Origin of the sequence: Empedobacter sp. GD03739, assembly GCF_029843245.1 — a bacterium.
GTDB classification, from domain to species: domain Bacteria; phylum Bacteroidota; class Bacteroidia; order Flavobacteriales; family Weeksellaceae; genus Empedobacter; species Empedobacter falsenii_B.
In genome coordinates this window covers 81,497-93,738 of the sequence record NZ_JAOCHX010000001.1, presented here as the reverse complement: position 1 = coordinate 93,738, position 12,242 = coordinate 81,497, and the positions used below count along the sequence as shown (strand labels likewise).

The 12,242-nt window shown below is 34.2% G+C and carries 12 protein-coding genes; all 12 read right to left on the bottom strand.

The window, feature by feature from the left end; translation table 11 throughout:
* Nucleotide 1: 1 nt before the first annotated feature.
* A complete protein-coding gene (locus tag N5E64_RS00460) occupies nucleotides 2–1,015 on the bottom strand; it encodes an NAD-dependent epimerase (protein WP_280035084.1) in 1,014 nt (337 codons plus the stop codon).
* Nucleotides 1,016–1,026: 11 nt separating this feature from the next.
* Nucleotides 1,027–2,193: a nucleotide sugar dehydrogenase gene (locus N5E64_RS00455; RefSeq protein WP_280035082.1), complete on the bottom strand. Its 1,167-nt coding sequence runs from the start codon at nucleotides 2,191–2,193 to the stop codon at nucleotides 1,027–1,029.
* A gap of 34 nt (nucleotides 2,194–2,227) precedes the next feature.
* Nucleotides 2,228–3,088 (bottom strand): glucose-1-phosphate thymidylyltransferase RfbA, encoded by an 861-nt coding sequence (gene rfbA / locus N5E64_RS00450; RefSeq protein WP_280035080.1) that lies wholly within the window; start codon nucleotides 3,086–3,088, stop codon nucleotides 2,228–2,230.
* Between the two features lie 648 nt (nucleotides 3,089–3,736).
* Entirely contained in the window at nucleotides 3,737–4,312 is a 576-nt protein-coding gene (gene rfbC, locus N5E64_RS00445; protein WP_280035078.1) for a dTDP-4-dehydrorhamnose 3,5-epimerase, read from the bottom strand.
* A complete protein-coding gene (locus N5E64_RS00440; protein WP_280035077.1) occupies nucleotides 4,312–5,634 on the bottom strand; it encodes a nucleotide sugar dehydrogenase in 1,323 nt (440 codons plus the stop codon). The genes rfbC and N5E64_RS00440 overlap by 1 nt, the downstream gene beginning before the upstream one ends.
* Nucleotides 5,631–6,647: an NAD-dependent epimerase/dehydratase family protein gene (locus tag N5E64_RS00435; protein ID WP_280035075.1), complete on the bottom strand. Its 1,017-nt coding sequence runs from the start codon at nucleotides 6,645–6,647 to the stop codon at nucleotides 5,631–5,633. The genes N5E64_RS00440 and N5E64_RS00435 overlap by 4 nt, the downstream gene beginning before the upstream one ends.
* Complete coding sequence (locus tag N5E64_RS00430) at nucleotides 6,647–7,066, bottom strand: adenylyltransferase/cytidyltransferase family protein (RefSeq protein WP_114998507.1); 420 nt, start codon at nucleotides 7,064–7,066, stop codon at nucleotides 6,647–6,649. The genes N5E64_RS00435 and N5E64_RS00430 overlap by 1 nt, the downstream gene beginning before the upstream one ends.
* A gap of 101 nt (nucleotides 7,067–7,167) precedes the next feature.
* Nucleotides 7,168–8,160 (bottom strand): mannose-1-phosphate guanylyltransferase, encoded by a 993-nt coding sequence (locus N5E64_RS00425; RefSeq protein WP_280035073.1) that lies wholly within the window; start codon nucleotides 8,158–8,160, stop codon nucleotides 7,168–7,170.
* A gap of 129 nt (nucleotides 8,161–8,289) precedes the next feature.
* Nucleotides 8,290–9,732 carry a pyruvate kinase gene (gene pyk, locus N5E64_RS00420; protein WP_280035071.1) on the bottom strand — a complete coding sequence of 481 codons (1,443 nt, stop codon included), beginning with the start codon at nucleotides 9,730–9,732 and terminating at the stop codon, nucleotides 8,290–8,292.
* Between the two features lie 32 nt (nucleotides 9,733–9,764).
* Entirely contained in the window at nucleotides 9,765–10,223 is a 459-nt protein-coding gene (locus tag N5E64_RS00415) for an IPExxxVDY family protein (protein ID WP_114998513.1), read from the bottom strand.
* Nucleotides 10,224–10,227: 4 nt separating this feature from the next.
* Nucleotides 10,228–10,980 (bottom strand): ribonuclease III, encoded by a 753-nt coding sequence (gene rnc, locus N5E64_RS00410; protein WP_221854049.1) that lies wholly within the window; start codon nucleotides 10,978–10,980, stop codon nucleotides 10,228–10,230.
* Entirely contained in the window at nucleotides 10,980–12,233 is a 1,254-nt protein-coding gene (gene fabF / locus N5E64_RS00405; RefSeq protein ID WP_038336001.1) for a beta-ketoacyl-ACP synthase II, read from the bottom strand. Before fabF ends, rnc begins: the two co-directional genes overlap by 1 nt.
* Between the last annotated feature and the right edge of the window lie 9 nt (nucleotides 12,234–12,242).

Sequence of the window (12,242 nt, the reverse complement as noted above, 5' to 3'; positions counted from 1 at the left end):
ACTATTTATTAAAATACTCCTTAAACCATTGTACAAATTGTTCGACTCCTTTTTCTATTGGCGTTGTGCTTTGATACCCTAATGTATTTAATTGAGTCGTGTCTGCCCATGTTCTTGGGACATCTCCCGGTTGCATAGGCATCATATTCTTTTGTGCTGTTATGCCTAACGAATTTTCCATGCATTGGATAAAGTGCAATAAAGAAACTGGAGATCCATTCCCGATGTTGAATAGTTGGTAACCATTTCCTTTTTTGTCAGGATTTTGTAAGGTAATAATGATTCCTTGTACGATATCGTCGATATAGGTAAAATCGCGACTCATCTCACCATTATTAAATACCTTAATTTCTCTATTGTTCGTCATCGCATCAGCAAAAAGCATTGGAGCCATATCTGGTCTTCCCCAAGGTCCGTATACCGTGAAGAATCTTAGTCCAGATGTTGGCAATTGATATAAATGGCTATATGTATGTGCCATTAATTCATTTGCTTTTTTGGTCGCTGCGTATAAACTTACCGGATTATCTACTTGATCTTCTTCGCCAAACGGAATTTTATCGTTTTCTCCATAAACAGATGAGCTTGATGCATATACCAAATGCTTAATATCATTGTGACGACAGCATTCTAAAATATTTACAAAACCAACCAAATTGCTATCGACATAAGCCATTGGGTTTTCTAAACTATAACGAACACCTGCTTGAGCAGCTAAATTAATTACCGAATCAAATTGCTCTGTTTTAAATAATTGTGGGAGATTTTCTCTGTCTTCTAAATTTAAACGAATAAATTTAAAAGTAGGAAAAGTAGAAGATTGAACAATATTATTTTCAATTTCTGCTTGATTACGATCAATTCCTAATTCGTTTAAACGCGCATATTTTAAATTGATATCGTAATAATCGTTGATGTTGTCTAATCCAACAACTTCATAACCTAAGTCGATTATTTTCTTTGCGGTATAATAACCAATAAAACCGGCAGCGCCAGTTACTAATACTTTCTGCATCGTTTTATTTCTTAGTCGTTACCAAATAAATCTCTTGTATAGACTTTCTCTTGTACATCATTTAATTCTTCCGCCATACGATTAGAAATAATTACATCACATTCTTTTTTAAATTGCCCTAAATCGTTTACGACTTTTGATCCAAAAAAATTATCTTCTTTAAGAGCTGGCTCAAAAACCTCAACTTCTATCCCTTTTGCTTTTATTCTTTTCATTACACCCTGTATAGCAGAAGCACGGAAGTTATCTGAACCAGATTTCATAATCAAACGATAAACCCCAACTTTTTTAGGTCCTTTCGCCATGATAGAATCTGCAATAAAATCTTTACGTGTGCGATTAGCATCTACAATTGCTTGAATAATATTATTAGGTACAGAATTATAATTCGCTAATAATTGTTTAGTATCTTTTGGTAAACAATATCCACCATAACCGAATGAGGGATTATTGTAATGCGATCCGATTCTTGGATCTAAACCTACTCCTTCTATAATTTGTTTAGAATCAAGACCATAAATCTGAGCATAACTGTCTAACTCATTGAAATAAGCTACGCGCATTGCTAAATAGGTATTTGAGAATAATTTAATTGCTTCTGCCTCTGTCGAATCTGTGAATAGAACAGGTACGTCTTCTTTGATTGCTCCTTCTTTTAATAAGTTTGCAAATGTTGTAGCACGCTCACTTTGCTCGCCTACAATGATACGAGAGGGGTATAAATTGTCGTACAACGCTTTTCCTTCTCTCAGAAATTCAGGTGAAAATAAGACATTAGTTGTTCCTAATTCTTCTTTTATCTTTTTAGTGAACCCAACTGGTACCGTTGATTTAACAACTGCAACTGCAGTAGGATTATATTGTTTGATTTCTGCTAAAACCCCTTCGACACTTTTAGTATTAAAGTAATTCGTTGTAGGATCATAATCTGTAGGTGTTGCTACAATGACAAAATCTGCCGCTTCGTAGGCCTCTTCTTTATTTAAAGTAGCTTTAAAATTTAACTCTTTTGAAGTTAAAAATTCCGTAATTTCTTTGTCTTCAATCGGTGATTTCTTATCGTTTAATAATGCAACTTTTTCAGGTACAATATCCAAGGCTACCACTTCATTATGCTGTGCTAATAATATGGCGTTTGATAAACCAACATACCCTGTTCCTACAATTGTTATTTTCATTTTTTATTACTGTTTAACTATTAATAACTAAATTTTATTTAGTTATTTTAATTAAATACTCACCATAACCACTTTTCTTCAAAGGTTCGGCAATTTTCATTAATTCTTCTTTTGTAATGTAACCCATACGATAAGCTACTTCTTCTATGGCACCAATCTTCATTCCTTGACGCTCTTCGATCACTTGAACAAATTGACCAGCTTGCATCAATGAATTGATTGTTCCTGTATCTAGCCATGCTGTTCCGCGGTTGAAAACACCAACTTTCAATTTCCCTCTTTTAAGGTATTCAGCATTGATGTCTGTAATTTCTAATTCTCCTCGAAAGGATGGTTTTATCTTTTTCGCAATTTCAACGACATCATTGTCATAAAAATACAAGCCTGGCACAGCATAATTTGATTTTGGTTTAGTAGGTTTTTCTTCAATCGAAACTACTTCATTATTCTCGTTAAACTCAACAACACCATATCTTTCAGGATCTGAAACTTGATAAGCAAAAACTACTCCTCCATCAGGATCTGCTGAATCTTGTAATAATTTTGACATTCCAGAAGCGTAAAAAATATTATCTCCTAAAATTAACGCAACTTTATCATCTCCAATAAATTCTTCTCCTAATATAAAAGCTTGCGCTAAACCATCAGGGCTTGGCTGTTCTTTGTAAGAAAATTTACATCCGATTTGAGATCCGTCACCTAATAATTTTTCAAAATGAGGTAAATCATGAGGAGTAGAAATAATCAATATTTCATTTATCCCTGCCAACATTAATGTCGACAACGGATAGTAAATCATTGGTTTGTCATAAACAGGCATCAATTGCTTGCTTACAGCCAATGTTAATGGATGTAATCTCGTACCAGATCCTCCTGCTAATATTATTCCTTTCATGTTTTTTTTTATGTTGTTAAAACGGTTATATGGTTAGATGGTTAAAGGGTGAACTTGTAAACTTGTAAACGTGTGAACTTGTAACTCTTTCACTTCTTCACTTTTTCACTCCTTCACTTGTCAAATTGTGAACTTGTGAACTTGTAAACGTGTGATCATGTAAACTCCTTCACTTGTTAACTCTTTCACTTCTTCACCTCTTCACTTGTTAACTTGTTCACTTGTTAACCTCTTCACTTCTTCACTTTTTCACTTCTTCACTTGTTAACTTGTAAACGTGTGATCATGTAAACTTCTTCACTTGTTAACTTCTTCACTTGTTAACCTCTTCACTTGTTAACCTCTTCACTTCTTCACTTGTCAAATTGTGAACTTGTAACTCCTTCACTTGTTAACCTCTTCACTTCTTCACTTCTTCACTTCTTCACTTCTTCACTTGTTAACTCTTTCACTTCTTCACTCCTTCACTTGTTCACTTGTTCACTTGTTAACTCCTTCACTTCTTCACTTGTTAACTCCTTCACTCCTTCACTTGTTAACTCCTTCACTTCTTCACTTGTTAACTCCTTCACTCCTTCACTTGTTAACTCCTTCACTTCTTCACTTCTTCACTTGTTCACTTGTTAACCTCTTCACTTCTTCACTCCTTCACCTCTTCACTTGTTCACTTGTTACCCCCTTAACTTTAAACTCTTCAAACGACTGTGCTTCTTGATCTTTTTCAGAGATTATCATTTTATCTGTTGGAATTTGCCAATCTATATTCAGTTCGCTGTCTAAAGGGTTAACTCCATCTTCAGAAGCTTTATTATAGCCATTGTCACATTTATAGAAAAATGTAGCTGAATCAGAAATAACAGAAAATCCATGTAAAAATCCTCTCGGAATAAACAATTGTCTTTTATTATCTGCAGATAACTCTACCGAAACAGACTGTCCATAGGTTTCAGAACCTGGACGAACATCAACTGCAACATCAATTACAGCACCTTCTACAACGCGAACTAATTTTGCTTGGGCATGTTCTCCTGCTTGCATATGTAATCCACGAACTACACCGTAAGAAGATTTAGACTGATTATCTTGAACAAAAGTTGGTTTATACCCTAAAATTTCTTCTATTTTATTTTCATTGTACGATTCAAAAAAATACCCTCTTGAATCTTCAAAAACAGTTGGTTCTAAAATGAAACAGCCTTTTAATTTCGTTTCTGTTGCTTTCATTATAATCGTTTATCAACTTCTTCTTTAGGCAAAGCGCCTTTTACGTCATAAATCACACCATTTCCTTTTAAATAATCAGTTAACTGAAGATTTAAAAATTCGTCGTGTGAAACGGTTAATATAATGGCGTCGAATTGGTGAACTTGTGAATTAGTGAACTGGAAAACCTGATCCCATGTATTACAAAAAGTTATTCCGTATTCATGGTTTACCTCATCCGGGTTAGCCCAAGGGTCTAACGTTATCACTTCGATTCCATATTCTTCTAATGCATGAATCACGTCAATTGCTTTCGAATTACGAATATCAGGGCAATTTTCTTTAAAGGTAATTCCTAAATTTAGAACTCTTGCTCCTTTTACTTTGATGTCGTTATTTATTAACAATTTAACAACCTGAGAAGCCACAAATGCTCCCATCGAGTCATTTAATCGTCTTGCTGCTAAAATCAATTCAGAATAATATCCAATTTCTTGTGCTTTTTGAGCCAAATAAAATGGATCAACACCGATACAATGTCCTCCAACCAAACCTGGTTTGAATGGTAAAAAATTCCATTTTGTACCTGCAGCTTCCAACACATCATTGGTATCAATATCCATTAGCGAAAAAATCTTCGATAATTCATTGATAAATGCAATATTGATATCACGTTGCGAATTTTCGATCACTTTTGATGCTTCTGCAACTTTGATTGTAGGTGCTAAATGAGTCCCAGCAACAATTACTGATTGATATAAATCATCAATAATTTTTCCAATTTCTGGAGTTGAACCTGAGGTTACTTTTAAAATTTTCTCAACCGTATGTTTTTTATCTCCTGGATTAATTCGCTCTGGAGAATATCCCGCATAAAAATCTTGGTTAAACTTCAATCCCGAAGAATGTTCCAATACTGGAATACATTCTTCTTCTGTAACACCTGGATAAACCGTAGATTCGTAAATAACAATATCATTTGGTTTCAACACTTTACCTACCGTTTCCGAAGCTTTTTTCAAAGGAGTCAAGTCTGGTCGATTATTTTTGTCCACTGGCGTAGGAACGGTTACCACATAAATTGTAGCATCTTCAATATCCGTTATATCTGATGAACAAAACAATCCATTTTCTACTTGAATAAAAGGATTTTGTGTTGATAAAACATTTTGTAAAACATTATTCTCAACTTCTAAAGTTGAATCTACTCCATTATTTAATTCAGCAATACGTTTCTGATTGATATCAAACCCAACAACAGGGTATTTTGTTGCAAATAATCGAGCCAAAGGTAAACCTACGTAACCTAAACCGATAACTGCTATTTTATGTTGTTGATTCATTTATTATAATATTTTCTGTACCATTGTACAAAGTTATACACTCCTTTGTCAACCGGATAATGAGGATTATAACCAAATTTATCTTTCAACTCTTGGACATCTGCCCATGTTTGATTGACATCTCCTGCTTGCATCGGATACATTTCTAAAATAGCTTTTTCTCCTGTTGACTTTTCGATTTCTTTGATAAAATCCATTAATTGAACAGGTTTACTATTTCCTATATTGTATAATTGGTAATTTTCTTTTATTGTTTGATTTTCAAGAATTTTATCAATTCCTTGAATAATATCGTCAATGTACGTAAAATCTCGTGATAAATCACCGTGATTAAACACTTTTAGAGGTTGATGATTCAATATAGCATCTGTAAACAAAAACATGGCCATATCTGGTCGTCCCCAAGGTCCATAAACCGTGAAAAAGCGCAAACCTATCGTTTGGAAATTGTATAAATGACTATACGCATGCGCCATTAGCTCGTTTGCTTTTTTAGTAGCTGCGTATAAACTAATAGGATGATCAACATTTTGATTTGTTGAAAAAGGAACATCTGAAGAGTTTCCGTAAATACTTGAACTACTTGCGTACAATAATTTTTTGACGTTATAATTTCGGCAACATTCTAAAATATTTAGAAAACCAACCAAATTACTTTGTCCATAGGCATCAGGATTTTCGATACTATAACGAACACCAGCCTGAGCTGCCATATTAACAACCGCATCAAACGAATATGTTTTAAAAAGATGAGCCAATGACTCTTTATCTTCTAAATTCATGCGATAGAAAATCATCTTTTCTTCGTGTTTAGAAGAAAGAACTTTCTGCCCAAAATTTGAAGCAAATTCTTGATTGATTCCTAATTCTTTTAATCGATCATATTTTAACTGAACAGTGTAATAATCGTTAATGTTATCAATTCCAACAACTTTGATGTTTTTTTCGATTAATTTTTCAGCTAAATGGTAACCTATGAAACCAGCTACACCAGTTATGAATACTGTTTTCATTATTTCTCCTTTTCAGAAGTCGCAACTACTTTTCTTAATCCAGAACTAGAGAAGCGATGTGTACGCTTGTTGTAGTAAATTTGAATATTATTATCTAAACAATATTGTTTTCCCGTAAAGTCGATATTTCGGTATTCTTCGCCAATAACTCTAACATTTATTGGTAAAGCACTTAGCATATCAAACAAATCTTGTTCGGTTTCGTAGGGAATGATTTCGTCGACATATCGACAACCTTCTAATTGAATATAACGCTCTACGATGGATTGCGTAGGACTATTTTTTGAAGGATCTACACTTGCAGGATCTGTATTAAGCCCTACAATTAAGTAGTCGCATTGTCTTTTGGCTTCTTCGAGCATCATCACATGACCTGCATGAAGAAGGTCAAATATACCGAATGTAATTCCCGTTGTCATTTTATAATAATATTGTTGGAGCAACAAATTTAAGGATTTATATTGAATTAATTTTAAGCTTTTTTGACATAAAAAAAGCACTCAAATCGAGTGCTAGGTATTTAAATTAATTCAGAATTTCTTTTTTCTAAATGCGTATAAACATTCTTTACTTCCTGTGAATATTCTTTTTGTAGAATTAAATTCGCGGTTGGGGTATTCACAAAAATAGTGTTTTGCAAACCGACAAAAGAAGTATACACATCTGTTCCAATCACCATGTTTCCATTACGATCGACATAATGTCCGTTCATCACAAAATAATCATACAAGGATTCGAAAGAACCTAAATCATTCCAAACAAATTTTGCTGGAACTACTTTTATCTTCTTGCTTCGTTCCATTACAGCATAATCGATACTATTTGATGGAATATTCATTGAAAGTTCTTCGTTCAACTCTCCGTTGATATTTTCAGACCAAGCAATTTTTGAAGCTTCGTAAATTTCTTTCTCAAATTTCTTTAGTTCTTTCAATAAGACACGTGCTTTGAAACAAAACATTCCACTGTTCCACAAAAAATTACCTTGCTCGATAAAATCTTGCGCCGTAATATGATTTGGTTTTTCGCGAAACGATAACACAGTGTCTTCTTTGTGCTCAATATAGCCATAACCTGTTTCTGGACGAGTTGGATGCACACCAAATGTGACGATATAGTCATTTTGTGCTAATTCGATTGCTCTATTCATCGCTTCTTGATAGGCTTCCATATCTTCAATCAAATGATCAGATGGTGTCACAATTAGAATATCATCATCCTCAACTGCTAAAGCTGCAAATGCAATTGCCGCTGCAGTATTACGTGGAACAGCCTCTACAATTTTCGTGTATTCAACATTCATTTTATCAAGCACTTCTTGACTTAAATGGTCATTATCTTTATTCCCAATCACCATTAATTTATCAGCAATTGGACGATTTCTCTGAATCGTTAACTCAAATAAAGATTGCCCATTAAACAAAGGTAAATATTGTTTGGGATGACTTTTTCGTGAAAGTGGCCAAAGTCTACTCCCAACACCACCAGATAAGATCACATTATAAATACACATAAATTCTTCTAATTCGAACTCGTAAAGATATTAAAAACTACTATATCATAACATTCTATTATGATTTTTCTTTTAAACACAAAAAAAGCGTTCAAAATTGAACGCTTTAAAGTATTAGTATTGATTTTATTAAATCATCGAAATACGTAATGTATTGGTAATTCCTTTCTCAAATGCTGGCATTGCATTCAGATTGATGATATAATCACCATATTCTACATAACCCGCATTTTTCGCTAAGATATTGACCTCTGTAACCGTTTGATCCGTAGATGTATCGCGAGGATCGTAATTGATTGCTTTTACTCCCCATAATAGGTTCAACATACGGTTAATACGTTTACTTGGATTGAAAACCAAAATAAATGAATTTGGACGATGAGAAGAAATTTGGAAAGCGGTATAACCAGAATACGTTAAAGTGGCAATTGCTTTCGCTCCTGTATCTTCTGCCATTTTAGCTGCATTGTAACAAACCATATCAGTTACGAAACGTTCGTTTTTGATCTTTGGTTTGTGTTCTGGTACATGTACGTGCTCATCATCTTCGACTGTTTGAAGAATCTTCGTCATTTTCTCGATAACTTGTACAGGATATTGCCCTACAGAAGTTTCTCCAGATAACATTACCGCATCCGCACCATCAAAAACTGCATTTGCAACGTCAGAAACCTCAGCACGAGTTGGTGTTAAACTCGAAATCATTGTTTCCATCATTTGTGTTGCAACAATAACTGGCTTACGCGCTAATTTCGCTTTGTCAATTAATTGTTTTTGCGCTTTTGGAACGATTTCAAACGGAACCTCAACACCTAAATCTCCACGAGCAACCATTAATCCATCCGAAAATTCTAAAATATCATCGATATTTTCTAATGCTTCAGGTTTTTCAATTTTAGAGATAATTGGAATTTTTACTGTTCCATGTTCTTTGATAAATTCTGATAAATCTTTTACATCTTGTCCAGAACGAACGAAAGATAGTGCAAACCAATCGACACGATTTTCGATTGCGAATTTTGCATCTTCTTTATCTTTATCTGTTAGAGCAGGTAAAGAAATATTGGTATTTGGTAAGTTAACTCCTTTTTTAGAACGTAGCGGACCTCCTTGAATCGTTTCTGCTTTTACAGTATCTGTTCCGTTTGTCTCGATTACTTTGAAGATTAATTTTCCGTCATCAATCAAAATATTTTCTCCCACTTGCACATCTTGCGCAAACTTTTTGTACGTCATAAAAACTTTTTCTTTCGTTCCTACAACATCCTCGTTTGTGAAAGTTAAAATATCTCCTGGATTGATTACGAAATCTTCGTGTTCCATTTTTCCAATACGCAACTTAGGTCCTTGTAAATCCGCTAAAATTGCTGTATTGTAGCCATGATCGTTATTTAATTGATGAATTGTTTCAATCTTACGTTTCACATCCGCATAGTCTGCGTGCGAAAAGTTGATACGGAACACATCTGTTCCTTTTCTCATCATTTCTAATAAAATCTCTGGACTATCGGTTGCCGGACCTAAAGTCGCGACAATTTTTGTCTTTTTAAGATATTGTCTATCGTAAATCATAATTTTTCCCTTTTTTTATGCACAATATTTTGTTAGAAAACCAATTGATCTGCATTGCTAATCAAATCGATATCTATTTTTTTGATCGTTTTTATAAAATCTTTTTCTACAAATGGTAGTTGAAGATATTGTAGTTCATCTTCCCAACCAGAGATTTTTACAACATAGTTGCAATCCTTGTAATTTGGCACAAGAATAACGCTCCCTTTGAAAAGATTGGATAAATCTACTTCATTTTTTTTAAAATCGTATTGATTTGGCGTATTTTTAATAATATGATAATCTATTTTATTTGCTTCATCTAACCATTGATAGGTTTCGAAAAAATAAGTATGCTCATCTAACCGAATATCCAAATCCTGAATACGCTGAAAACGCGTATCAAAAGTAGAGTTGAGATGGAAAATAAATTGTGTAGAAGTGTTAAAACTAGAATTTACGCCTATGAGATGAAAATCTATCCAATCATCATATAAGAGTAATTCTGCCATGTTTCTAAACTTTTTCTATTTTCTTTTGTAGCGAATAGTACGCGCGTTTTGCTGCGCTTTCTTCGGCTTTCTTTTTAGAAGTTCCTCTCCCTTTCGAGATGACTTTATCATTGAGACGGATAACTGATACAAAAACCTGCAAATCTTCTGCATTTTGCTCCTCAAATGTATTGAATCTTATCGTATTTCTCGTTTTTTGACTCCATTCCAAAATCAACGATTTGTGACTTGTAATCGTGTGTTCCAAACGATCTAAATCCGCATAAGGGTCAATAATTTTGACTTGAATAAATTTTTGTACAGCAGCTATACCTCCATCAACATAAATTGCACCAACCAAAGCTTCCAACATATCACCATTCACGTCTTCACCCAAATTGTTGTGATTGTTCATTGGATCCAAATAATCCAACAAGCCAAGTTGTTTGGAAACGGCATTCAATTGCTTACGCGAAACAATTTTAGAGCGCATTTTTGTCAAATAACCTTCTTGTTGATCTGGCGCTTTGTAGTATAAGTGCATTGCTGCAGAAGCACCAAGTAATGCATCTCCTAAAAACTCTAATCTTTCAAAGTTTATACTGTTTCCGTTTTCATCTTTTTTCTGTGCAGATCTGTGGGTAAATGCTTCTTTAAAAACCTCAACATTGCGAGGAGTATAACCCAAAATCGACTTCAAAAATTTCAAAAAAGGATCAGATGAATTTGAATCATCACGATGATTTTTAAAAGAAAATAATTTTTTTAAGAAAGACATTACTTATACTTCTTAAATATCACACAAGCATTGTGACCACCGAAACCAAAAGTATTACTCAATGCATAATCTACATTTTTCTCTTTTGCTTTGTTAAATGTATAATCGATTTTCGGATCAAGATTTTCATCATCCGTAAAATGATTAATTGTTGGTGGAACGATACTGTTATTGATTGCTCCAATAGCCGAAATCGCTTCAATAATTCCTGCACCACCTAATAAGTGACCAGTCATAGATTTTGTTGAATTGATTTGAATATTATAAGCATGTTCTCCAAATAATTTTTGAATTGCTTTAGATTCTGCAATATCACCTAATGGTGTAGATGTTCCATGCATATTAATATGATCTACATCTTCTACATTGATATTTGCGTCTAATAAAGCCTCTCTCATCACATTAAGTGCGCCTAATCCTTCTGGATGTGGTGCTGTAATATGGTGAGCATCTGCTGTCATTCCTGTTCCTACTAATTCTGCATAAATTGTAGCGCCACGTGCAATTGCATGTTCGTATTCTTCTAAAATAATACTTCCAGCTCCTTCTCCCATTACAAAACCATCGCGGTCTTTATCGAATGGACGAGAAGCAGTTTGCGGATCATCATTTCGTGTAGATAACGCATGTAATGCATTGAAACCTCCAATACTTGCAGCTGTAATCGCAGCTTCTGACCCTCCTGCAACAATTGCATCAGCTTTTCCAAGTCTTAATAACATGTAAGCATCAATAATTGCGTTTGTAGAAGAGGCACATGCCGAAACAGTTGTATAATTAGGTCCCATAAGACCAAATTCCATTGAAATATGACCAGGCGTGATATCTGCAATCATCTTAGGGATAAAGAAAGGATTGAAACGTGGTGTTCCATTTCCTGTTGCGTAATTAGAAACTTCTTCTTCAAAAGTTTTAATTCCACCGATACCAGATCCCCATATAACGCCGATACGCTCTTTGTTTACATTTGCATCTTCTAAGATTCCACTGTGTTTTATTGCCTCTCTAGCTGCAATAATTCCCAATTGGGCACAACGGTCAATTTTTCTTGCCTCTTTACGATCAAAATGATCTTCAATATTGAAGTTCTTGATCTCACAAGCAAATTGTGTCTTAAAAAGAGTTGCGTCAAAAAGCGTAATAGGCGCAGCGCCACTTACACCATTCACTAATCCATTCCAATATTCTTGGTATGTATTTCCGATTGGTGTTAGCGCGCCTAAACCTGTTACTACTACTCTTTTTAATTCCATAAAATAGGA

Excerpts from the sequence above, each read along its gene's own strand:
- N5E64_RS00460 (WP_280035084.1), bottom strand. The coding sequence starts at position 1,015 with ATGCAGAAAGTATTAGTAACTGGCGCTGCCGGTTTTATTGGTTATTAT.
- N5E64_RS00455 (WP_280035082.1), bottom strand. The coding sequence starts at position 2,193 with ATGAAAATAACAATTGTAGGAACAGGGTATGTTGGTTTATCAAACGCC.
- rfbA (WP_280035080.1), bottom strand. The coding sequence starts at position 3,088 with ATGAAAGGAATAATATTAGCAGGAGGATCTGGTACGAGATTACATCCA.
- rfbC (WP_280035078.1), bottom strand. The coding sequence starts at position 4,312 with ATGAAAGCAACAGAAACGAAATTAAAAGGCTGTTTCATTTTAGAACCA.
- N5E64_RS00440 (WP_280035077.1), bottom strand. The coding sequence starts at position 5,634 with ATGAATCAACAACATAAAATAGCAGTTATCGGTTTAGGTTACGTAGGT.
- N5E64_RS00435 (WP_280035075.1), bottom strand. The coding sequence starts at position 6,647 with ATGAAAACAGTATTCATAACTGGTGTAGCTGGTTTCATAGGTTACCAT.
- N5E64_RS00430 (WP_114998507.1), bottom strand. The coding sequence starts at position 7,066 with ATGACAACGGGAATTACATTCGGTATATTTGACCTTCTTCATGCAGGT.
- N5E64_RS00425 (WP_280035073.1), bottom strand. The coding sequence starts at position 8,160 with ATGTGTATTTATAATGTGATCTTATCTGGTGGTGTTGGGAGTAGACTT.
- pyk (WP_280035071.1), bottom strand. The coding sequence starts at position 9,732 with ATGATTTACGATAGACAATATCTTAAAAAGACAAAAATTGTCGCGACT.
- N5E64_RS00415 (WP_114998513.1), bottom strand. The coding sequence starts at position 10,223 with ATGGCAGAATTACTCTTATATGATGATTGGATAGATTTTCATCTCATA.
- rnc (WP_221854049.1), bottom strand. The coding sequence starts at position 10,980 with ATGTCTTTCTTAAAAAAATTATTTTCTTTTAAAAATCATCGTGATGAT.
- fabF (WP_038336001.1), bottom strand. The coding sequence starts at position 12,233 with ATGGAATTAAAAAGAGTAGTAGTAACAGGTTTAGGCGCGCTAACACCA.